The sequence below is a fragment of the Phocaeicola intestinalis genome (assembly GCF_014837065.1).
Lineage (GTDB): Bacteria > Bacteroidota > Bacteroidia > Bacteroidales > Bacteroidaceae > Phocaeicola > Phocaeicola intestinalis.
This window is the reverse complement of the sequence record NZ_JACSPP010000032.1, coordinates 1-21,994: the sequence shown is the minus strand read 5'-3', so window position 1 is coordinate 21,994 and position 21,994 is coordinate 1. Positions and strand designations below refer to the sequence as shown.

At 42.2% G+C, this 21,994-nt stretch carries 20 protein-coding genes; 6 read left to right on the top strand and 14 right to left on the bottom strand.

What is annotated here, in order from left to right:
- Positions 1 to 4: 4 nt before the first annotated feature.
- The 5 genes from H9625_RS10615 to H9625_RS10595 all read left to right on the top strand — a co-directional run bounded on the left by H9625_RS10615 (position 5) and on the right by H9625_RS10595 (position 3,887).
- Positions 5 to 754 carry a tetratricopeptide repeat protein gene (locus H9625_RS10615; protein WP_191764303.1) on the top strand — a complete coding sequence of 250 codons (750 nt, stop codon included), beginning with the start codon at positions 5 to 7 and terminating at the stop codon, positions 752 to 754.
- Between the two features lie 116 nt (positions 755 to 870).
- Positions 871 to 1,578 carry a phosphatase PAP2 family protein gene (locus tag H9625_RS10610; protein WP_022040018.1) on the top strand — a complete coding sequence of 236 codons (708 nt, stop codon included), beginning with the start codon at positions 871 to 873 and terminating at the stop codon, positions 1,576 to 1,578.
- Between the two features lie 506 nt (positions 1,579 to 2,084).
- Entirely contained in the window at positions 2,085 to 2,342 is a 258-nt protein-coding gene (locus H9625_RS10605; protein ID WP_022040020.1) for a hypothetical protein, read from the top strand.
- 90 nt (positions 2,343 to 2,432) lie between these two features.
- A complete protein-coding gene (locus H9625_RS10600; RefSeq protein ID WP_087209980.1) occupies positions 2,433 to 3,560 on the top strand; it encodes a universal stress protein in 1,128 nt (375 codons plus the stop codon).
- A 12-nt stretch (positions 3,561 to 3,572) separates the two neighbouring features.
- Positions 3,573 to 3,887 carry a YbjQ family protein gene (locus H9625_RS10595; protein ID WP_022040022.1) on the top strand — a complete coding sequence of 105 codons (315 nt, stop codon included), beginning with the start codon at positions 3,573 to 3,575 and terminating at the stop codon, positions 3,885 to 3,887.
- 141 nt (positions 3,888 to 4,028) lie between these two features.
- Here H9625_RS10595 and H9625_RS10590 read toward each other — a convergent pair whose 3' ends face one another.
- From H9625_RS10590 to H9625_RS10535, 12 genes are all read right to left on the bottom strand, one after another.
- Positions 4,029 to 4,253 carry a hypothetical protein gene (locus H9625_RS10590; RefSeq protein ID WP_191764301.1) on the bottom strand — a complete coding sequence of 75 codons (225 nt, stop codon included), beginning with the start codon at positions 4,251 to 4,253 and terminating at the stop codon, positions 4,029 to 4,031.
- Between the two features lie 184 nt (positions 4,254 to 4,437).
- A complete protein-coding gene (locus H9625_RS10585) occupies positions 4,438 to 5,691 on the bottom strand; it encodes a DEAD/DEAH box helicase (RefSeq protein WP_087209984.1) in 1,254 nt (417 codons plus the stop codon).
- A gap of 20 nt (positions 5,692 to 5,711) precedes the next feature.
- Entirely contained in the window at positions 5,712 to 6,947 is a 1,236-nt protein-coding gene (gene serB / locus H9625_RS10580) for a phosphoserine phosphatase SerB (protein ID WP_022040024.1), read from the bottom strand.
- A gap of 276 nt (positions 6,948 to 7,223) precedes the next feature.
- Positions 7,224 to 9,938, bottom strand: coding sequence for a DEAD/DEAH box helicase family protein (locus H9625_RS10575; protein ID WP_191764299.1), 2,715 nt, complete (start codon positions 9,936 to 9,938; stop codon positions 7,224 to 7,226).
- A complete protein-coding gene (locus H9625_RS10570) occupies positions 9,935 to 10,576 on the bottom strand; it encodes an HNH endonuclease (RefSeq protein WP_191764297.1) in 642 nt (213 codons plus the stop codon). Before H9625_RS10570 ends, H9625_RS10575 begins: the two co-directional genes overlap by 4 nt.
- Entirely contained in the window at positions 10,573 to 11,688 is a 1,116-nt protein-coding gene (locus H9625_RS10565; RefSeq protein ID WP_191764295.1) for an AAA family ATPase, read from the bottom strand. The genes H9625_RS10570 and H9625_RS10565 overlap by 4 nt, the downstream gene beginning before the upstream one ends.
- 20 nt (positions 11,689 to 11,708) lie before the next feature.
- Entirely contained in the window at positions 11,709 to 13,445 is a 1,737-nt protein-coding gene (locus tag H9625_RS10560) for a site-specific DNA-methyltransferase (RefSeq protein WP_225226405.1), read from the bottom strand.
- Positions 13,426 to 14,217, bottom strand: coding sequence for a hypothetical protein (locus H9625_RS10555; RefSeq protein WP_191764293.1), 792 nt, complete (start codon positions 14,215 to 14,217; stop codon positions 13,426 to 13,428). The genes H9625_RS10560 and H9625_RS10555 overlap by 20 nt, the downstream gene beginning before the upstream one ends.
- A 13-nt stretch (positions 14,218 to 14,230) precedes the next feature.
- Positions 14,231 to 14,908: a DUF4276 family protein gene (locus H9625_RS10550; protein ID WP_191764291.1), complete on the bottom strand. Its 678-nt coding sequence runs from the start codon at positions 14,906 to 14,908 to the stop codon at positions 14,231 to 14,233.
- Positions 14,905 to 15,999: an AAA family ATPase gene (locus H9625_RS10545; RefSeq protein ID WP_191764289.1), complete on the bottom strand. Its 1,095-nt coding sequence runs from the start codon at positions 15,997 to 15,999 to the stop codon at positions 14,905 to 14,907. Before H9625_RS10545 ends, H9625_RS10550 begins: the two co-directional genes overlap by 4 nt.
- A 6-nt stretch (positions 16,000 to 16,005) precedes the next feature.
- Positions 16,006 to 18,867 carry an SNF2-related protein gene (locus H9625_RS10540; protein ID WP_191764287.1) on the bottom strand — a complete coding sequence of 954 codons (2,862 nt, stop codon included), beginning with the start codon at positions 18,865 to 18,867 and terminating at the stop codon, positions 16,006 to 16,008.
- Positions 18,868 to 19,141: 274 nt separating this feature from the next.
- Complete coding sequence (locus tag H9625_RS10535) at positions 19,142 to 20,272, bottom strand: energy transducer TonB (RefSeq protein WP_191764284.1); 1,131 nt, start codon at positions 20,270 to 20,272, stop codon at positions 19,142 to 19,144.
- 288 nt (positions 20,273 to 20,560) lie between these two features.
- Between H9625_RS10535 and H9625_RS10530 the strand changes: the two genes are divergently transcribed.
- Entirely contained in the window at positions 20,561 to 21,058 is a 498-nt protein-coding gene (locus tag H9625_RS10530) for a thioredoxin family protein (RefSeq protein ID WP_022040027.1), read from the top strand.
- Positions 21,059 to 21,474: 416 nt separating this feature from the next.
- Here the strand turns inward: H9625_RS10530 and H9625_RS10525 are convergent, their stop codons facing one another.
- Both H9625_RS10525 and H9625_RS10520 read right to left on the bottom strand, forming a co-directional pair.
- Positions 21,475 to 21,621 (bottom strand): transposase, encoded by a 147-nt coding sequence (locus H9625_RS10525; protein ID WP_140400238.1) that lies wholly within the window; start codon positions 21,619 to 21,621, stop codon positions 21,475 to 21,477.
- Entirely contained in the window at positions 21,615 to 21,977 is a 363-nt protein-coding gene (locus H9625_RS10520) for a hypothetical protein (protein WP_191764282.1), read from the bottom strand. The genes H9625_RS10525 and H9625_RS10520 overlap by 7 nt, the downstream gene beginning before the upstream one ends.
- Positions 21,978 to 21,994 lie beyond the last annotated feature (17 nt).

Sequence of the window (21,994 nt, the reverse complement as noted above, 5' to 3'; positions counted from 1 at the left end):
GGATATGAAAAAACTGTCTATATTGTTCGTTTTTTTGATAGGCGCAATGCAATTGGCTGTTGCCGCCACGAAAGTGGAAGGCGACAAGGCTTATCAGGAAAACAAGTTTGAAGATGCCATCAAGATATACGAGTCGGTATTGGCTGATGAAGGTGAGTCGGCAGCTCTGTATTACAACTTGGGCAACAGTTATTACAAGACGAAAAACATAGCCAAAGCGGTGCTGAACTATGAACGGGCATTGTTGCTGAATCCAGGAGATGCCGACATCCGTTTCAATCTTGATTTGGTGCGTAGTAAGACTGTTGACCAGATAACTCCTACCAGTGAAGTGTTCATCGTGACGTGGATGAAAAACATCACCAACTTGATGAGCGAAAAAGAATGGGGTACAACAGGTATTGTTGCTTTCTTGCTTTTGTTGGCTGGGTTGGCACTGTACATTTTTGGCAATCGTTTGATATTGAAGAAAGTAGGATTCATCGCTGCCGTGCTGTTCCTTGTCGTATGTGTGTGCGCTAATATTTTTGCTGGTGAGCAAAAAAACAAGGTAATAGACCGCAAGAGTGCCATTGTGATGGAACCAACGATAACCGTAAAAAGTACGCCTAACGAAAGTGGTACCGATTTGTTCGTGCTGCACGAAGGTACGAAAGTATATATTGAAGACAATTCGATGAAAGGGTGGAAGGAAATCCGGCTGGAAGATGGTAAGGAAGGCTGGCTTCCCACAACTTCTATCGAAGTGATATGAAAATTGAATCTGAAACCGGGCACAGGGAACACTGTCTTTTTCGGATTTGCGGGATAGCATTGATGGAGAGCACGGCATAGGCGTGTCCCTGTGATTTATGCATGAAGTGATTGATTATGGACATACAGCAACTTATTGAAGTCGACCAACAGCTGCTTTTGGCACTGAACGGAAGCGGTTCGTTGTTTTGGGACGGGGTGATGTGGGTGGTATCCGACACGAAAACCTGGCTGCTGGCAGCTATTGTGTTGATTTATATCATCTTTAAAAACACCAAGTTGCTTCATGCTCTGTTTATCGTTGTGATGGTGGCTGTGGTTATTACATGTGCCGACCAGTTTGCTTCCGGTCTGTGCAAACCTTATTTTCATCGTTTCCGTCCAGCTCAGGATCCCAATCTGATGTACTTGGTGGATGTGGTGAATGGTTATCGGGGAGGACAATACGGCTTTATTTCCAGCCATGCAGCCAACACATTTGCTTTCGCTACGTTCATTTCATTATTGATTCGCAATCGTTGGCTTACGTGTGTGATGTTTCTGTGGGCTGCGGTTCCTTCCTATTCACGCATTTATCTGGGCGTGCATTATCCGGGCGATGTGCTGTGCGGTGCCTTGGCTGGAAGCGTGATTGCCGTCATTGTTTATGCGGCTTATCGTTTTGTTGCTTGCAGGTATTTCGAATGTCCCAAGTATATTTCGGGGCAATATACAGCCACCGGTTTTGAAGTGGATGATATCCGTATGTTCTATACAGCACTGCTTATTACTTGTCTGTACATCGTAGTGGGCGGTATGGTGCTGTCTAAGGGTCTCCATTTTTGATATACTTTGAACGGTGTGAATTATGCATTTTAATGAAATATACACTGTCGGTATCACTCCTGTTGCCAGTGTCACGCTGGATTATAAATCCGCTTCTTCAATTACGCCGGATTACACATCCGGCATGACAAGCAAGCTTTGTTTTCTCCGCAATATAGCTGCATCGTTTGTAAGATTATTAATCTTCAGGCTGTAAGATTAATAATCTTTCGGCGTGAAGATTAATAATCTTACAAGCAAGGCAGCCATGTGGCTTGGATTATCGGACTAAACTGATGTTCTGGTTTGGCTTGGAAAAAAAGCTGATGGATATAAAGTGTACGGGCACAAATCCGGCTTGACAAATGTGACAAGCGACAAAAATGCATAAATTAATGCTGCAGGAAGTATAAATTTTCTTTCCGGGAGAAAAAATGGAGAAAAATATTTGCTGTTTCATATAATTTTATTACATTTATATCGTGAATTAACTAAATGATTTGTCTAACTTTAAAATTTTGACTACTATGAACAGAACGATAACTTTTAATGAACTTCGTAAAATCAAGGATTCACTGCCAAGCGGGAGTATGCACCGTATAGCCGATGAGCTGAACCTAAGTGTGGAAACGGTGCGTAATTTCTTTGGAGGACATAATTTTAAAGACGGTAAAAGCGTGGGCATCCATTTGGAGCCGGGGCCGGATGGAGGGCTGGTAATGTTGGATGACACGACTGTACTTGACAAGGCTCTTGCTATTTTGAGAGAGCAACAGGATGCCTGAAAAGAGTGTTCACCACAGATTGCACGGATGGAAACGGAATTTCTTAGTGCATCTGTGGTGAGTTTTTTATAAACTATTAAATTTTGAGTTATGGAAGATAAACTTGTTACATTAGCTATTCTGACGTACTCGAAAGCTCAAATCCTTCAGTCCGTATTGGAAAACGAAGGCATAGAGTCATACATTCACAATGTCAATCTGATTCAGCCGGTCATATCTGCCGGCGTGAGGGTACGCATCAAAGAGAGTGATTTGCCCAAGGCATTGAAGGTCATTGAAAGTTCTTCGTGGCTTTCGTCTGAAATCTTGCATGAGGAATCACCTAAACCTGTAGGTTCACCGCAAGTGCTGATTCCGGTAGACTTTTCAGACTATTCGTTGAAAGCCTGTGAGTTCGGTTTCCATCTGGCTGAACGGATGCAGGCGGAAGTCGTGTTGCTTCACGTACATTTTACGCCTATTTATATGCCTAGTTTACAGTATGCTACTGACCATTTCGATGTGCCTGCTGTCGAAAACATTCCTTCGATAAAGAGTATGCTGGAAGATGTTCACCAAAAAATTAATAAACTGACTCAGGACATTGACAAGAAGATGGAAGAGGGTACTTGCCCGAGGGTGAAATATACTTGTATCTTGCGTGAAGGAATCCCGGAGGAGGAGATATTAAGCTATGCGCGTCACGAAAGGCCGCTTATCATCGTGATGGGAACGCGGGGCGAGCACCAGAAAGACCTGGAATTGATAGGTAGCGTAACGGCGGAAGTTATTGAACGCAGCCCGACGTTTGTATATGCCATTCCAGAACGTGCTCCATCGAAACCGATAGAAGACATTCACAAGGTGGCTTTGTTTACGAGTTTTGACCAGCGTGACCTGATAGCTTTTGATTCGCTGATTACAACGTTCAAGGATAACCAGTTTGAGGTAACTTTCATACACATTAATTCGCACGAGGAGAAGCGGAAATGGAATGAAATTACCCTTGCCGGAATTAAGGAATATTTCAAGAAACAATATCCGGACATTGAGTTTAACTATCTGAGTGTTGATGAAGAATATCTGCTGGATAATTTAGACCGATTTGTGCAGGAAAATCGGATTGATGTTATTTGCACGTCCAATTACAAGCGGAACATCTTTGCCCGCCTGTTCAATCCGAGCATAGCGCGCAAGATGCTATTCCATTCGAACACGCCACTTCTGATTATCAAATAAAATTTGAAATTTATGTTATTGACAACTACAAACATTGTTGAGGGTAAACGTGTTACCCGATATTTTGGAATTGTCTCGGGCGAAACCATTATTGGTGCCAATGTGTTCCGTGACATTTTTGCCAGTATTCGTGACATTGTGGGTGGACGCAGCGGCTCTTATGAGAAGGTGCTCCGTGAGGCCAAAGACACTGCATTACGTGAAATGCAGGAACAGGCTCAAAATATGGGTGCGAATGCAGTCATAGGAGTTGACTTGGATTATGAAACTGTGAATGGTTCAATGTTAATGGTTACGGCTAGCGGAACGGCAGTTACTGTTGAGTAATTGCTTGCCTGGGGTAGCAAGATAAACAAGGGGCATGGTAGAACACTTGTTTCAACCAAGTTCCTTGTTCTTGTTTACAGAAGAGAATATGTGAAAATAGCATGTGGAATAATTATTATTTCGTCGTTCACACATGCTATCTTATGTCTCATATCCCAATGATAAAATAAGAGCCTGTTTAAATTTTCCGATAAAGTAAGAAGCTGTTTTGAATTTCTCCAAAAAGTTTTTCTTGGCTTGATGTATCCGTTTTCGTGTGTGCTTTGGGCGATTTTTTGGTCCTTCTCGCTCCTGTTCTTCGTCAGATAGCCCGCTATCTTCCTCATCACAGAAGCGGAAATGCCTCAAAAACTTATCCCAAATCATCGCACGATAAATTCAAAACAGCTTCTAATATTCTATCAGGTTCTTTTGCGTTTGTTTCCGGTTTGTTTCCCCGATTTTATTCGCAAAATTAACCTGAGCAAAATTTAAACAGGCTCTAAACTGTAAGTTCTTTATCTGAAAAAGGTACTTATAAATTAAAAAGCTAAGGAGGCGCGTCAGGGGATTATTTCCCTCCGCCTTTCTTTTGCGGTCGCCGGTTGTTGAACGAGCGTTTTTTCCAACCTCCCTTTCTTTTGTTTCCGGGTTTGTTCCGGCTGCTGGTGTGCGGGGCATAAACGGGAGCTTCGCCCAATTCGGCTGGGACAGGCAGTTTATAAATCTCTTTCCCTAAGAAATCCTCTATCTGTTTGAAGCGGGTTTGTTCATTTTCACTGACAAACGTAATGGCACATCCGTCATTGTTGGCGCGTGCCGTACGTCCGATACGGTGCACATAGTCTTCGCTGTCATGAGGCACATCGTAATTTATAACCAAACGGATATCATCGATGTCAATGCCTCGTGCCACAATATCGGTGGCTACCAGCATATTGATGCGCCCGTTGCGGAACTCGTGCATAATCTCGTCGCGTTGGCTTTGTTCAAGGTCGGAGTGCATCTCGCCCACATTCAACTTGAGTCGCTTCAATGCCTTGGCTACCTCTTTCACTTTCAGTTTTGAAGAGGCGAAAATGATGACTCGTTCCGGTTCCTGTTGCTTGAACAGGCTTTCGATGATGCCTAGCTTTTGCGCTTCGTAGCAAACGTATGCCGCCTGAATGATTTTGTCGGCAGGCTTTGATACAGCAAGTTTTACTTCCGCAGGGTCATGCAGGATGCTTTGTGCCAGTTGCTGTATCTTGGCTGGCATTGTGGCGGAGAACATGATTGTCTGTCTTTCCTTGGGCAGGTATTTCACAATCTGCATAATGTCATCCGAAAAACCCATATCCAACATCCGGTCGGCTTCGTCAAGTATAAAAAAGGAGACTTTCGACAAATCGACGTACCCCAGACTCAAATGACTGATGAGACGTCCCGGAGTAGCAATTACGACATCGGCTCCCAGTGTCAATCCTTTCTTCTCCTGTTCGAACCGTACCCCATCATTACCTCCATAAATGGCTACACTGGAGACAGGCATAAAATAAGAAAAGCCTTCCATCTGCTGGTCGATTTGCTGTGCCAGTTCACGGGTGGGTGCCATAATCACACAATTGATGGCATCGGCAGGATATCCTCCCTTGCTCAGCTGGTTGATGACGGGCAACAAATAAGCTGCGGTTTTGCCTGTACCCGTTTGCGCCACGCCTATCAGGTCTCTACCTTCTAAAATGACAGGGATGGTCTGTTCCTGCACCGGAGTACATTCTTTAAAGTTCATCGCATCGAGTGCATCCAAGACACTCTCTTCCAAATTCAGTTCAGTAAACTTCATATATATCGTTTCTATTATATTCAACTGTTGGCACGTTCGTCTAGGTATGAGTCTTTAAATCCTAGGAAATACAGCACACCATCCAGACCGATGGTATTGATGGACTGACGTGCATTCGCTTTTACTTTGGGTTTGGCGTGGAAGGCAATACCCAGACCTGCTATCGACAGCATCGGCAGGTCGTTGGCTCCGTCACCCACGGCGATAGTCTGTGCGATGTCGACGTTTTCTACCTGTGCTATCAGCTGCAACAACTCCGCTTTTCGCTTTCCGTCTACTATGTCGCCTACATAGCGTCCGGTCAGTTTTCCGTCTACGATTTCCAGGTTATTGGCATATACGTAGTCGATGCCGAATTTCTCTTTCAGGTAGTTGCCGAAATAAGTGAACCCTCCGGAAAGAATCGCAATTTTATAACCGTATTTCTTCAATACGTACATCAGCCGTTCTACCCCTTCGGTGATGGGCAGGTGTTCGGCAATATCCCTCATTACACTTTCATCCAATCCCTTGAGAAGTGCCACGCGTTCTGTAAAGCTTTCGCGGAAATCAATTTCGCCACGCATCGCCCGTTCGGTAATGGCGCGTACCTGTTCGCCTACGCCTGCACGTTCCGCCAGTTCGTCTATCACTTCGGTTTTGATGAGTGTAGAGTCCATATCGAAGCATATCAGGCGGCGCATCCGGCGGTACATCGTATCCTTTTGGAAGGAGAAGTCCATCTCCAGCTGGTTGCTCAGCTTCATCAGTTGGCTTTGCAGTTCTTCGGTGTCATGGGGAGTCCCTCGTACGGAAAACTCAATACAGGCACGTACCCGCGCTTTTTGCTCATCTAAGGGAATACGGCCCGTCAACCGTCGGATGGCATCGATGTTCAACCCCTGTGCGGCAAGGATTTCCGTGGCTCCAGCTATCTGCTGGGCGGTCAGCTTACGCCCCAACAAAGTCAGAATGTAGCGGTTCTTGCCTTGCATGTTGACCCATTCCTCGTATTCCTCCGTCGAAATGGGATAAAAACGGATGTTAATGCCCAGTTCGGAGGCTTTGAACAGCAAGTCCTTCATCACGTTGCCCGAATCTGTTTCGCGGCATTTGAAAAGAATGCCCAGCGATAGCGTACTATGGATATCTGCCTGTCCGATATCCATGATATCCACTTCGTAACGCGAAAGTATTTCGGTAATGGAAGCCGTCAGTCCCGGACGGTCCAGTCCGCTGATGCGTATTAAGATGAGTTCTGTGTTCGTACTGTCCATGCTTATTTATTCAAACTGTTATTCTTTGCAAATATACATGATTATTTTGATACGGAGCCGGATTTCGGATTGGAAAACTAGGCAAGCGCATCAATTTGTGGGCATTTGCTGTTTTTGAGGCGCATATAGATCCATTGGATTGTGCACCAAGAAGTATATCATTCACTTTTACTCATTAAATACAAATGATTTACAAAAAATTCCACTTTAATAAGTAACTGCCTTAGAAACCAGCGGATTCTCCATTTAAAAAAGTGCATTATAAAAAGCTGTACATCAAGATATAGCCATCAGATAGTCAAAGCTCTTTGATTTATCCACCATGTCATGCCGCAACAAATGATATTTCCAGGGTTTTCCTCCATTTGTCTGCGTATATTCTGAGGCATTCTTACAGTATTCTTCCGCTGCCTTTTTCTTTGCTTGCACTTCTTCTGTCGTCAGGTCTTTCTTTGCCTTTGTCTCTACCATATAGATACAGTCGGCTGTTTCCACTATAAAATCCGGCTCATAGCGTTTCGATCCATTCGCCCAGTAAATGTTGAATTGATTAGGAGCCGGGCGAAGCCATTTCAGAACGCTGTTGTCGGACTCTAATACATTTGCAAAATCCAATTCTGTCTGACTATCGAATTTGCATTCCGTATAGTATGACTTCAGAAAACCTGTGAAAATATATTTGGGTACATCACCACGTTTTACAGTATCTCGATAATCGATTCTGCCAAATCCGTTTATCTCCGTTATGTGCTGCTCCGATATTCCTGTAAAAGGCAAGACCTTCGGTTTCATATATCCAATAGGGGTCATAACGAAGTGGTGTTGCATTTGTGCATAAATATTATTACCAATGACTGTCTTGAACTGATTTACAATCTTTGGCAAATCCTCTTTATGCTCTAAATGCGATGCTATGGCATCGATTGCTTGTCCTGCCAGATGGTAAAGCAACTCAGCATTCTCGTCATAATCAATTTCATCATGATCAATCAGTACATTCACAATTTGGTTGACCGGCATATCGAATTTCCGCCCGGAAACGACTTGCAGTATGTCCACTGACTTTTCTCCTACGCCCAAACTGACTCTGATGATTTCTTCTTTCAGGGCAGGCAAATCAAATCCGGAGCTTACGTCCAAGTCAAACCACTTGAACTCGGCCCGGTATGTTTCCTGTTGGATGGTCATGCGGGGTATTTCTATGATATTGTCAATGAAATATTTGACAACTATTTCCACTACATTGTCCACTTCTGCCAAAAGAGGCTTAGCTTCTTCATCTGCAAAAATAGGGTTAACAGCTTGGGTATGCTTAATGATTTCTTCTCGGGTCAATGATTTTATTCTGGATATTATTTCCGGACTAGAAAGATCTTTGGCAGACTTTACCGAAGAATTCATCAACGGAATCACTTTCCACACAGCCCGTTTGGCATCCATTATAGCTTGGGAGTTCTTTTTCTCTGTTTCTGTCGTGGCTTTCTGAACAGTTCTCTGTTCTTCAGCATCCATTTGAGTGGCGGCTTTAACCACTTTGCCTTGTATCGAAGCAAGGTCATCATTGTCGAGTTCCACGTAGGTCACTTTGCTCAATACAGAATTCGGGTCATTCGCTTTTGCAATCACCGCTTCAAAATTCTCATGCGCAATAACGGTCAGTTTATCTACATCAGCCACTCCTGTACGTTTTCCTCCGTAAGGTAAGCGCAAACCTCTCCCAATCTGTTGCTCTACGAGTATAGGTGCATCAGCTGCACGTAAAGGCACAATCGTATAAAGATTGGTCACGTCCCAACCTTCTTTCAACATATTCACGTGAATGACAATCTCGATTTGATTGTCCGGCTTTTCCAAAGAGATAAAAAGTCTGTCCACTTCTTCGTCCTTCTTGGTGGAACTATCTATCTGAAGTACTTTGCCTGCATACCTGCCACCAAACATATCATTTTCTATCCGGTTGTAAGTTTCTTTGGCGTGCTGTATGTTCTTACAAACGATGAGAATAAAAGGTTTGACCAACGGTAAATGATTGTTCATGGCATACATTTCAAGGCTCAACTTGGTATGTTCATGCACACTTACCGCATCCTCTATTTTAAGAATATCCAATTCCTCGTCCGTCATGTTGCCACGGACGAAATTACGTCGTTTGGCAACGGTCGGTATCTTGACATACTTCCCGTCCGCCAACGCCTGTGCAAGGTTGTATTCATAGATGATATTCTTGAATGACTTGCCTTTTTCGTCCGTTGGCGTAGCGGTCATTTCCAGTCCAAGTATGGGACGTAATTCATTAATGGCTTTTTTGGAAGCATCTGCATGATAACGGTGCGCTTCGTCCATCAGAATGACCAAGTCATCCAGCGAAGCCAAGTAATCGAAATAAGACTGCCCCAAATATTCGGAAAGCCGCCTCATCTTCGGCGTACCTTTTTTTCCTCCCTCCTTACTTTCCGTATTGAATTTGGAAATGTTGAAGATGTTTATCTGAATCTGATTGTCAGAAAACAAGCTACGGGCAGAATTGTAGTTGTCACCGGTAATCACGTAGGGTTCGTTATGCACAAACTCCGATATACCTCTGAACACATACTTCTCATAAGAAGGGTCGCCAAAGTCACACATAAGTTTCTCATACAAAGTCAGATTAGGAGCAAGAATAAAGAAATGCTTGATGCCTTTCTTCAGATAAAGATAGGCAATGCACGCTCCCATCAACCTTGTTTTTCCGATACCTGTGGCTATCGAAAAGGCAAAAGAGGGAAAATCCCGCTCAAAGTCTTTACACGACGGACATATCTCCTGTACCTTTCGTAACTCCTCTTGCAGGTATTGTTTGTAAGTTACTTCATCCACTTCCTTATCTTCCTGTTTGGCAGGTTTGACCAGTGCTAGTTTGTCCACCAAACGGGAAAGTACATCTAAGGCTTCCACCAAAGGTTCGCGTAACGAAAGCCGTTGTTTTATGTTTTGGCAAATTATATTATTCATTTGTTCCAGATGATATGATCCTTAAAAATCTCATTCAAGTTATAATCACGGATAATCCAATACTTGAAACCCAACAGTTCTTTGTCTATACCCAACTCTTCAGTCACGACATTTCGGTTGTTTTCTGTTGGATTCACGAGGTAGTCATTAACTATCTTCATGAAGCCTATCACCTTCTGTTTGGCATAGTTGAAAAACCTTTCTTCTTTCAGGTTTCGTAGTTTCTTTCCTCCCTTCCCGTTGTAAAATAGGTTGAGCATACGGACGGTATTATCGTGTTGCACGTCTGTAACAGAGGTTGTGAAAACTGTCTTGTTCTTTCCAAAATCAATCCGCTGACATATTTCTTCCTCCACATCTGCGGTCAGCGGATAGATGTTATCATCAAACGAATCAGACTTTTTCCCGTTACAATATCGGCAAGCCAAGAATAGGTTTGTCCATTCCTGCATTAACTCCGGATAATTATTTTCACTCTTGAAGTGCTCTATTTCATAATCCGTCACAAGCTTTCGTTCACAGATATAACACTTCTCGTGCTGGTCTTCCATCAGTTGTGCATACACATCTTCTCCGTTATATTGCTTGGTCGTCGAAAGAGAAGCCGGTGCATTTGTACTTTTCCTCACCCTAATCATGGCATAACAGATTTAATGACAGATGCATATTGGTTTTTAAGAGCCATATATGCACCTACGATGTTGGGAGAAACCGCTTCAGACACTTTGTCCAAGTCAGTCAGCAAATGCTTTATCATGGCTTTGTCCGCATCCGTTAATGCTTCTTTACTCAACAAGTCTTTCAATGTATCCAATTGCATCTCCGCATAGCCGGATTCGGAAGAAACGCCAAAATATCCTTCCGCCAAGGCTTCGTATGAATACTGTGTCAGTTCGTCTATCACTTCCCGATGTTCCAAGTCAAAAGCCACTGCATTGTCCAATGAGTTCAACACAAATGGCGAATGAGTTGTGATGATGAACTGAATGTTAGGAAATACTTTCGTCAGGATGGGCATAATGACTTTTTGCAGCTCAAGATGCAGGTGCGTTTCCACTTCGTCTATCAGAACAATGCCTTTCTTCTGGTACGCTCGTGTCAGATTATCCGGAGTCTGCATCTTCAGAATCAGGTCTGCCACAATATCCAATATGGCAGCGAAGCCATCGGACGTTTGTGTAAACTTGAATTCCTTGCCTTCCGTACAGATTTTGAAACTGTAATCCTTATAATTGAATTTCAATTTCAACTCATTGTCCTGATAAATCTGGCGGAGTAAATCCTCAAAACTTGCAAACCATTGAGCAATTTGCTCCGCATCATTAAATTGTTGTTCATTACGTGCCAATGCTTCCTGAATCTTTAGGTCAGAAAGGAAGTTCAAGAATTGATTGGTAACAGTAGTGCGAACATCACCATAAACCTTAAATTGTGGTTTCGTTGGATTCTTAGGTTCAATCATTTGGGGCTTTCTGGCAGCCTGATAGAATGCGATGATAAAATCTCCTTTCTGGTAATCTTTTACCAACACTTCAAAATCCACAAAGTTAATGTCTATATCAAGGACATAACTTTTCTCATCCTTTCTTCTGTTCAAATAGGTGGCAATGGCATTCAGCAACACCGTCTTTCCGCTGCCGTTCTTGCCTGTCAACATCAAATGCGGTGTTTTTTCGTCTGCGATGGAAATGTCAAAGTCATGCAGATGATACAAGTTGTTTATATGTATGTTTTTGATGTAGTAATTCATTGTATAATCGTTTTTAGTTATTATTCTTCCGTTTCTTCTTCCTCACTCTCCATCATTTCTGGCATATCAATGATATTCAAAGAATAGTCATCTTTATCGAACTCACACCGACCAAGCAGCATCTGCGGAATCTTCTTAATGGTGATGTTGCCGAAAGCCTGTTTGCATTCTTTCTGAAAGGCGGTGCAACATATCAGCAAAGTTTCTTCTTCCGCCATCGTGTCGTGAATGGCAGACAGTGCTTCTACCGTCATAAACTGTGTGGTGGTATAAATGAAATCTGTTTCCGAACCGAAGCCTTGTTTCCAGTATACTTCTTGGTCGGGGTGGTAGGTATAACCTTCTTGCTTTGCCATAGCAGCGGCAAGCATATCGGCATTGTATTCTTTATTAATCACAAGATTGCCGTACTTGTCTTCTTTCAGCAGGCTTGGTGCAAGCTCATAGAATTTAAAGCCACTGCCACCATGCCAATTCTGTGTCTTGCTGATGCCACCTTGATCTGTGCCGTCCGTCACCATTTTCAAGCGAGGTACACAATGGGTATAGGCATGATTACCTAATTCGATGCCGATATAACGTCTGTCCATCTTCTGGGCTACAGCTGCGGTAGTGCCTGAGCCGAGGAAGCTGTCAAGGACAATATCTTCTGGATTAGAAGTTGCTATTTCAAGACAACGTTTAATAAGTTTTTCTGGCTTTTTCCCTCTTTTAAATGTAACTCCTCCCTCTTTAGCAATGCCTTCCCATGCTATATCAGTCCATATGTCAGTGAGCAATTTTGATGGCTGACATTTTCCATCAATTTCTTGTATATTCTTTGAGTAGAAAGCCAGTTGTTGTCCATTTATAATATATATATTATCAAGTCCATTGCGTTCGAGCATAAATATATCATTGGGGTTGACTAAAGATTTCTTTTTCAATTCAATAACTTTTTGCCCAGCTCCACTATCGCTAATAGCTGTATAACGGCAAATTCTTTCAGCATTTTCTATTATAAATTTATTATATGCTTTCAATATAGTTTCAGGATTCGAGGATTTTACTTTCCCATATTTAGAAAAGGCTTCTGAAACTGAAATAAATTCCCATTCTGAATATGGTAAATCATAATTCAAAATGAATTTATTATATGCATAATCTGGAGTACGGGGAACACGTATTCGATTTTCTATTAGATTGCTTCTGTCTTTAGCATAGAATAGGATATATTCCGATGAAACAAACATTCCAGGGTTAACCGTACTGAAAGCAGACGGAGAGCGGGCATCTACGGTAATACGATTCATAAAATTACTTCTTCCAAAAATCTCATCTAAAATAATTTTGCAGTAATCAGCCTCATTGTCATCTAAGTGAACAAAAATAGCACCATCTTCACGAAGTAAATTATACAATACATTAAATCGTGCGTACATCATACTAAGCCATGTTGAATGTTCTATTCCATCATCATAGCCAATCTCTTTCCCGTCCGCATCTATTCGACTTCCTGTATTAAATGGAGGGTCAATATAGATACACTTCACCTGCCCTGAAAGGTCTTGTTCTAATGCTTTCAGTGCAAGCAGGTTATCACCATGAATCAGCATATTCCCATTCCACGGTTTACCATTTGGCAGCGTACTTGTTTCTGGCTTGCCGTAGGAATATTCTTTGTTTTCAATCAAGATGCGCGGTTCCAAGGATTGATGTTCGTCATACTTGCCAATCCATGTCAATTCCAGCTTGTTTTTATTGTTTTGTGCCATCATTCTTTATGTTTACATTAAAACCATTGTTTTCTATTGACAACATATAATTGTCAAAACTACTTTTTATGTTCATTATAGCCTCGGTAATGCTAACATGGCTATTCCTTATGCCAGTAATCGGAATTTTGATATCTATCTTATAACGACCTTGACTGTAAGTTCCTTTTATGTGCATAGCTTTAAGTCCTTCTATTTGCTTAGCAAAATCTTCATATGCAATTTCATTGACTTCTACATCAGCGATATAATAAGAATACATTGATTGTGTTTGTTTTACTCTATTAATAGTCTTCTCGCATATTGTGAAACGGCGTGCCTCATTAGGTAATAATGACAACTGAATATCGCTACCTATCTTGCTCAATGCTTCTTTTGCTGCACTATCTTTTGCGCAATTTATAATCTCTTGGCTAATACTAAAGTTCAATTCTGTTGCAGGACTTTTCCCTATATTCAGAACTCCGATTTTATGACCTTCTACAGGATATTTGTCTTTATCCATGGGCAATGTTCCTTTGATAAAATAAAATTCCAGCAATGGACGATGTTCATCCTCCCATTGTTTTTCCATTTGCTTTAAAGTTAGCCACGTAATGAGAACCACCGCAAAAGAAGCGATAGCACTAAGATACGTTCCCCAAAAAGTCGTCCATTTTTTAGGCTCTTCAAGGATTTCATTCAAGGCAGGGATAAAATAGCACAAATTAAGTAGTGTCGGTAGAAACACCAGTACCAATAAAACCCACCAATATTCTTTCAATAATTTTCTCATTTTTATTTTCTACTTAATCATGGACCGTAACATCTTGATCAGTACATAACTTCACAATTTCATTCATCCATTCCGCAAACCGAGGACATTTTTCCAAAATCACATGTATACCTATCTCCAAAGCAATTAAATTGCCTTCCAATACCTTATTATAGTCGGGCTTTATGCTCAAAAGGCGTTTGGAGGGAGCACCTTCGGGAGAAGAGTTTATGTCTTCCGGATTCTCGTATGCCGTAATGATGGCAGATGTTTGTCTAGCTTCATTCCTGGAGAAATAAGATTCAAATCCCTTATTATCCGAAAATAAAAGAGCTTCAAATTCATGTAATTGGATATAAGAAAAGAATCGGTTGTCTGATATATTCTCATCCATAGCTTTCTCCAATGCTTCAATGCGCTGCATATCATCAGGCTTTTTCATGCATTCATGATATTTAGGCATCGTATCGGGTATTCTGAAGAAATCAATGAAAGTCGTTACAATAAAATCACTTTGAGAAGATTGCAACAGCATTCTTACCGTATTATGCAAATGCTGGTAATTAATCATTCCACCGCGTCCGCTCCTGCTGGTCCGAATCAATACAGGTGTTACGCTATATATCGCAAAGTTACGAAGATAAGGAGCCATCATACTGTTGACAAACTCTTGTTCCGTCTGTCCTTCCACCACTATATATATCCGTTTCATAACTGCCCTCCAATCATATTTTTCTCCCACAAATCACTGATGGACATATTATAATCATCCATCCATTTCTCCAGCTCTTCACCGGATAAATGTCGGAAGACAGATTGATTGTCCGCCCTGTCTACCACGATAATATCTTCCACATCAAAACAGTTCAGCAAGTTGGTGGATTGAGTGGACAGGATAATCTGGCTTTTATGTGAAGCTCTTTTGGCAAGTTCCGCCAATTTATTGATGGCTGCCGGATGCAGTCCCAATTCCGGTTCATCAATAATGATTATTTCCGGTGGATTGGATTGCAAAAGCAGTGTAGCCAGTGCAATAAAGCGTAGTGTACCATCTGAGAAACTATATCCGTTGAGATACATGTCTGTATCTTTTTCTTCCCATTCCAGTCGGATGTTTTCTTTATTATTCACATCCGGGCGTAATTTGAAGCCTTTGAAATAAGGAGCTACGGAACTGATGACGCCCTCAATCAAACGGAAAGTCTTTTCATCATTTTGCATCAATGCATAAAGATAGGCTGCCAAGTTGGAACCATTATCACGCAAATATGCATTATCATTTATATTACAATCTCCGCGCATGGGAGAATTGGCGCTTGTATCGTGAAAATGATATACCGTAAAACTGCTTAAATATTTTTTCAAGTATCCCGCCCGCCATTTGGAATTCTGAATCAAGGAGGATTCTTCTACAGCATTGTCCCACAACGTTTTATTCCATGTAGAATAATCTTTCTCACGATGATGCTGATTGTTAAAATAGTCTCCTGTCTTTTCTATGTAACCTTTATTAGATTGTGCAAATTTAATCTCATAGAAAAATGCATTTGTATTGTCAAAGTCAAGCAATCCCTGCATGGAAGGAGAAACCTTTCTCCCTCTATACAACAAATTGTCTATTCCACCCTTAGCCAAGGTATAACTGCCAAACCGTTGTTCATATATGGCTTTTGTCAATTCAAAGAAGGAGATGAAATTGCTTTTACCTGCCCCATTTGAACCGATCAAGACATTCAACTTGTTTAAAGGCAACATCAAGTTCCTTATTGACTTGTAGTTTTTGATGATAACCTGCTCTATCATATTGCTTTATTTTAATTTCCATTTAATAGTAAACAACTTTGTTCGCTCCACCTTTTGTGCCAACATCTTTTCAATCTTGGTCAGCAAGGCATCCTTACGTTTGTCAATTTCGTCCTGTGCCTCATAGAAGTTTTGCCTTTTCTCTGTACGTCTCTTTTCAAGGTCTTTGATGGCACGTTGTGCAGCAACCTTCTCCTCCAAACGGGACAATTTCTTGGCTTCTGATTTTCGCAGACGAATTTCATTGTCCAAGTCGGATATTTCTTTCTCCAGCCCCAACTTCATATCGTCTGCCCAGTTGTCCAACTTTTCCATTTCTTCATCAAAGAATGTATTATTACGTTCCGCCGATTCCGTCACAATCCCGTTTTGCATTTCCTCCATTTTGTCTTGGAGCATCTGAACCACAGAACCGTCTATTAAGGCTGCGCCGACTTCTTTTGCTGGAAGCATCAACATTCTTTCCGCTATTTCCGGATAAACCCATTCTCCCGTTTCACATCGGCAAGCAATAAGCAAGTGGTCTTCCTGTTCAAAAGAATCAATAGACAGCTTCTCTACCTGCAGAGTTCCTTCCTTGCCAATCAATTCTTCCAGCAAAGCCGTCCTGCCTTCCGTCTTGGCATAATAGAACTCCACTTTACGAATTGGCAACTCACAGTCTTTGTATCGTGTAATCATTTGCTGCACTAAGGGCAATCCTATCCGGAAAGGCGTTTCGTTCTCTGGGTTATCTTTCTGTTTGCTAAGATAGTAAATACCTCCGGCATATTCACCGGATGTTATCTTAAACATGTAATTATCCGGATAGAAATCGGCTTTCCCTTTAAGTGCATGGATAGCTAACAGCCACAACCGCTTTTCAAACTGGTCTAAATTCTTTTGGCTTTGCGCAAGATTGTCTCGTAGTTTTTCTTTTACGGATTCATCGAAGTTCTCCAATAAGGCAGAGCGGGCCTTCAACATCTTCTCTGAAATCCGGTCTTGCAGTTCCGCTTGCAAAGCATCGAAGGCGGCTTCTATTTCTGCCGTTGTACGGCACTCATTATAAATTTGCGAAATTCGTTTCTCAAAGTCCACACCGTTACCAATGCTTCCGAGTACTTCATCGCTTGCACCAAACACACCGCTGAACAACTGGAACTTCTCATCTAACAGTTGGTACACACGAATGTCGGCAGCATTGTTCTTATTGAGAAAATTGATAACCACCACATCAAACTTCTGGCCGTAACGGTGGCAACGCCCAATCCGTTGCTCTATCCGTTGCGGATTCCATGGCATATCATAGTTTACTATCAGCGAACAGAATTGCAGGTTAATGCCTTCGGCGGCAGCCTCCGTAGCAATCATGATAGTGGCTTCATTCCGAAAATAATCCACGATGGCGGCACGTTTGTCTGCCGTGGGCGACCCCGTCACTTTAGACGAACCTTTATGCTGGGCTAACCAGCTTTTATAAATGGCAGTGGATTCCCCATCCGTGTTCGTTCCGTTGAAGCGTACGATCTTTCCCTTATAACCCCGCTTTTCAAGCAATTCATAAAGAAATTCTTGGGTACGCTTGGATTCGGTGAAGATAAGGGCTTTCTGTGGGGCACCCAACTTCGTCAGTTGTTCAAAGCCTTTTTCCAATGCCACAAACAAGTGTTCTGCCTTGCTGTTTTTCTTTATCTTGGCAGCAAGGTCACGGAACTGCTCCAACTCCTTGATTTCATTCCTTATTCCTTCAATGTCTGCCGGGTGTAATTCTTCTTTTTCAACATTTTCTATCTCGCTCTCGTCCGCCCATTCATCATTGTCGGCTTTATAGTCATCTATGACTTCATTGGCAGAAGTTATGTCTATATTTTGCGCCAAGACTGCCTGTAATCTGTTTACTAATGAGCAGAATGTTCCATAGATAGCATAAGTGGAAGAAGCCAACAATTTCCGCAAAATCAGGGTCATCAGTTGGCGTTGACTGTTCGGCAGGGCATATAGTTTCGGTTTGCCAAGATATGTTGTCACCCAATCATACAATTGTTGTTCGTCTTTTGTGGGATAAAACTCTTCCACAATGGCTATACGCTTGGTGTACTTAATATATTCCAACACCTGACGACGCAAAGTGCGCTTGCATACGGGCTGCAACCTTTTCTTTAATTCATCATATTCCTGCTGAGAAAGATTGTGCCCGAACTGGCTTTTAAAGCTTTTCAAGTCGCCGAATACATAGCCGTCAATAATTGATACCAGCCCATACAATTCCAATATGGAATTCTGCAAAGGAGTGGCTGTCATCAATATCTTCTTTCGCGATTCGATGGCTGACTTGATGACATTGGCTATTATGTTTTGCGGTTTATAGACATTCCGCAACCGGTGGGCTTCATCTATAATAACCAGATTCCAATCTGTGCGCTTAAGATATGGAGCCTTGGCCTTCGCAAATTGATAAGAACAGATAACGATGTTTTCCGTATCAAACGGATTCAAGTTACCTTTCTCGACAGCTTCGTTGAAAGACTTTGTCTCCATAATGACAGACGGTAGATAAAACTTCTCAAGCAATTCTCCCGACCATTGCTTGCGCAGGTTGGCAGGACAAATGACCAGTAACCTCCGTTTATGCTCCGACCAATTTTGCGAAAGGATAATGCCTGCTTCAATTGTCTTTCCCAAGCCGACCTCGTCTGCCAATATCGCTCCTTTCGATAGCGGAGATTTGAACGCAAACAAAGCTGCCTCCACCTGATGAGGGGTCAAATCGACCTGCGCATCCTGCAAAGAAGCCGTCAACTTATTCAGGTCATTAGCCGGCAACCTCCTTGTCAGGAAATGGGCGATATACTTTGCTTGATAATCTGTAATATCGTAATCCGTCATTTATTATTGTTCTACAAATCTTTTAAAATTCAATATCAATTGAATGCAAAGGTACAAAAACAAGATGAGAATAGATGTGCTATATCTAATCTATTTGCTATAAAAGTAATGAATTAGTTCATTCTTGCAGACTAATTCGTTCAGCAAAATTATAAACGTCTTCTTATTGAAATTCTCTTTAGACCAAAGGAATTCTATTTGTTGCACCCTTGCTACGTTACGCGCGACAACGACCACTAGTAAATTACGAAGTATTTTATCAGCCGAAAGCACCTTATCTGTTACCTTGCTCATAAGTCTTAATTAGATTCTGCTCGAAAGATTGCATCATTCTGAACGTACCTTCTGGAGAACTGGCAGACGAATCATAATCGACAAACATCGAGTCGGCACGGGCTTTCCATTCCTGTTTTTCTTTCAGACGGCGCTGGTAACGATAAGGGCGGAACTGCACATAAATGCCATATGTGCAGGAGACAGGCTTTCCTTGTTTGTCAAGTGCCGGAAGAGCATGCGGCATTTGCCTGAGCAGACGTGTCACCTCCTCCGCAAAAGACTCATGGCTGCTTTGTATCGTCAGGATGTTTGTGGCAATTCCCAAGGTGTCCAAGTCAAGCTGGCAGAATGCATAGCCTCCCTTGCCTTGCTTCAGCATTTCTTCCGGATAAATCATGTTATCGTAACAATAGGCTTCTATCGTGGGATATCCGGCAAAACGAGCCGTATCGCCCAACGTTTCGCGGGGAGTCAGCAAGCCTCTTGCCCAGATACCGTGCCAGGCAGGAAAACGGTCTTCGGGGAGCGGGTCATCCTGTATTTCTTCCCATAACCGGTTGGCTGTATGCTCTGTCTGTTCCCAGTCTGTTTCGTGATGCATGATACGTTGGAATACAGAATCACTCCAATCGACCAGCTTCCGGCAAAAGGAACTGTCTGTTAAAGGTGCCCATATTTGTGTCAGATGAAACGCATCCGCAGAATCGGGTATCGCAAAATAACATGTGTAGCCATCCAGTCCCATTGTGTTGAAATCTGTATCTTCCGCCAGCCGGATAGCCTTCTTGAAAAGACGTTGCACGGCTTGGCATACAGAGAGGGAGACCGTAACCTTGTGCTTACGAAAGGTGGAATCGGGAGCAGAAAAGCCATTTCCCTTTATCGCATAAAGTGTGGCTTGCTTCCGATGCCCATTTTCCTGCAATCCCCACATCCGGAAATAATCTCCCCATGCAGCATAATGCAGGTAGCAAACCTGTGTATGGGGTGAAAGCGTACGTGTAAGAAATTGTCTTATCTCTTGTCTCTTGGCCGTATCGTTTACCAGTTCCAAATAACGGTAAGTGTCTTGTGCCGGCAGCCACACGGCATTCAAGAGTAAGCCTAATAGGAAAAGAAAACGTTTCATAATCCGTATCCTTATTTTTATGAATGATTGTAAAACCCGATTGGATGCCCTAAATATGCGAAAAAGAAACGATAATACCAAGCATAAGAGAGATGGATTTTATGCTGAAAAACATAATTTTTCTTATTTTTAGATACAATGAAAGCCTAAAATGCCTATCTTTGCAGCGATTTCAAAACGAAAATGGGAAGTAGTGGCACAAATGTTACGCTTTCTATCCAACGATGTTCCGGGAAGAAATCACTGTAGAACGACAGTCCCGGATAGTATTAACTAAAATCAAATTACATGACTAAAAATGTAAAATGGTTTTTTGTTGTATTAGTATTCAGTTCTTTGATTTCTCTTGCGTTCAGCAATGAGAATGTTCATGCAGAGAAGTTGCAGGAAGGTGACAAGATTCCTGCGTTGGTTCTTTGCGACACCGTGCAGCCGCTCGACCTGCACTCCGCCCGTGAAGGGTATACGTTGTTGAGCTTCTGGGCAAGTTACGATGCGGTGTCCAGGCAAAACAATGCCGCATTGGCGCATTTGGCCGGCGAGACGGGCCAAGTGGAAATGCTCTCTGTTTCCTTCGACCGCTATGCATCGGTATTCCATGCAACGGTAGAGCAGGATGGACTAGAGGATGTCCGCTGCTTTGTGGAAACGAACGGTTCCGATTCGGAGGCATTTCGCGCATTTGACCTCAAGCAGGGTTTCACCAATTATCTGGTGGACAGCAAAGGAGTGATTGTGGCGAAAAACGTGACTCCCGCCGAATTGGCTTCTTACCTGAAAAAGTAAAGAAGATTCTTTTTGACTTGAATACAACAAAAAGCAAACAGTAAAAAGTCATCTCAAAGTCTTTTTGAGATGACTTTTTTTAATGAATATCCGCATTTAGTGTAAGCATTCGATAAACTACAAGTTTTAAACCTTTATATACAACAATAGCGACTGTCACTATGAACCTAATAGTTTCAGTCGCTATTATTTTGTTGAACCTATATGTTGCATATGGCATTAGTTGTCAGATACCCCATGTTGTTTTGTCAATATACTTTCCGGATGTTTCAACTTCCATTTGTGTGGAAGCAGATCCAAAAGAATGTGGACTTTATCCACTCTGCCACACTCTTGGCATTCCCCTTTGAAAGGGCACTTTTGAACAGGCTGTATGAATGATTGGCAAATGAAAACATACGGACTATTCTTCGATTTCATGACATGACAATAAAGACATCCCCGTCACAGGGTTCCCGGTGAAGCCGTTCACGGATGATGGACAACACACGGCTGTGCTTGCAACGCATGTCGGTAAAGTCACGCACATAATAAAAATGATTCAGACCGGTAACACTCAGCATAGACCCTCCAGCTTCTCTATCATCCGGACTAAATCCTGATAGCTTAAATTCTTTTGGGACAAGTGCAATCCATTACTGATACGGATGTCAATCCATATGCGGACGGGATTCTCATCACTGCTTCTTGATACAGGTTTAGGCTGCTCACCGGTCTTAGTCTTTTCCTCATGGGCAATCTCAGGAGCACCGTCAACCTGAACTTCAACTACTTTTTTGCGGGTATCCTTAAACCATTTCTGGAAAATGTTATAAGGGACTTTGTTCTTGGCACAAAACGATTGGAGAGATTCCCCATGAGGCAATGCCTCGGTCTGGTACTGAAAGTAAAACCTTTCAAGATCTTCACTGCTATACATAATTCTATAAATTTGGT

What these genes read in the sequence shown, in the direction of transcription:
- H9625_RS10615 (WP_191764303.1), top strand. Translation starts at nt 5, where the DNA reads ATGAAAAAACTGTCTATATTGTTCGTTTTTTTGATAGGCGCAATGCAA.
- H9625_RS10610 (WP_022040018.1), top strand. Translation starts at nt 871, where the DNA reads ATGGACATACAGCAACTTATTGAAGTCGACCAACAGCTGCTTTTGGCA.
- H9625_RS10605 (WP_022040020.1), top strand. Translation starts at nt 2,085, where the DNA reads ATGAACAGAACGATAACTTTTAATGAACTTCGTAAAATCAAGGATTCA.
- H9625_RS10600 (WP_087209980.1), top strand. Translation starts at nt 2,433, where the DNA reads ATGGAAGATAAACTTGTTACATTAGCTATTCTGACGTACTCGAAAGCT.
- H9625_RS10595 (WP_022040022.1), top strand. Translation starts at nt 3,573, where the DNA reads ATGTTATTGACAACTACAAACATTGTTGAGGGTAAACGTGTTACCCGA.
- H9625_RS10590 (WP_191764301.1), bottom strand. Translation starts at nt 4,253, where the DNA reads ATGATTTGGGATAAGTTTTTGAGGCATTTCCGCTTCTGTGATGAGGAA.
- H9625_RS10585 (WP_087209984.1), bottom strand. Translation starts at nt 5,691, where the DNA reads ATGAAGTTTACTGAACTGAATTTGGAAGAGAGTGTCTTGGATGCACTC.
- serB (WP_022040024.1), bottom strand. Translation starts at nt 6,947, where the DNA reads ATGGACAGTACGAACACAGAACTCATCTTAATACGCATCAGCGGACTG.
- H9625_RS10575 (WP_191764299.1), bottom strand. Translation starts at nt 9,938, where the DNA reads ATGAATAATATAATTTGCCAAAACATAAAACAACGGCTTTCGTTACGC.
- H9625_RS10570 (WP_191764297.1), bottom strand. Translation starts at nt 10,576, where the DNA reads ATGATTAGGGTGAGGAAAAGTACAAATGCACCGGCTTCTCTTTCGACG.
- H9625_RS10565 (WP_191764295.1), bottom strand. Translation starts at nt 11,688, where the DNA reads ATGAATTACTACATCAAAAACATACATATAAACAACTTGTATCATCTG.
- H9625_RS10560 (WP_225226405.1), bottom strand. Translation starts at nt 13,445, where the DNA reads ATGATGGCACAAAACAATAAAAACAAGCTGGAATTGACATGGATTGGC.
- H9625_RS10555 (WP_191764293.1), bottom strand. Translation starts at nt 14,217, where the DNA reads ATGAGAAAATTATTGAAAGAATATTGGTGGGTTTTATTGGTACTGGTG.
- H9625_RS10550 (WP_191764291.1), bottom strand. Translation starts at nt 14,908, where the DNA reads ATGAAACGGATATATATAGTGGTGGAAGGACAGACGGAACAAGAGTTT.
- H9625_RS10545 (WP_191764289.1), bottom strand. Translation starts at nt 15,999, where the DNA reads ATGATAGAGCAGGTTATCATCAAAAACTACAAGTCAATAAGGAACTTG.
- H9625_RS10540 (WP_191764287.1), bottom strand. Translation starts at nt 18,867, where the DNA reads ATGACGGATTACGATATTACAGATTATCAAGCAAAGTATATCGCCCAT.
- H9625_RS10535 (WP_191764284.1), bottom strand. Translation starts at nt 20,272, where the DNA reads ATGAAACGTTTTCTTTTCCTATTAGGCTTACTCTTGAATGCCGTGTGG.
- H9625_RS10530 (WP_022040027.1), top strand. Translation starts at nt 20,561, where the DNA reads ATGACTAAAAATGTAAAATGGTTTTTTGTTGTATTAGTATTCAGTTCT.
- H9625_RS10525 (WP_140400238.1), bottom strand. Translation starts at nt 21,621, where the DNA reads ATGCTGAGTGTTACCGGTCTGAATCATTTTTATTATGTGCGTGACTTT.
- H9625_RS10520 (WP_191764282.1), bottom strand. Translation starts at nt 21,977, where the DNA reads ATGTATAGCAGTGAAGATCTTGAAAGGTTTTACTTTCAGTACCAGACC.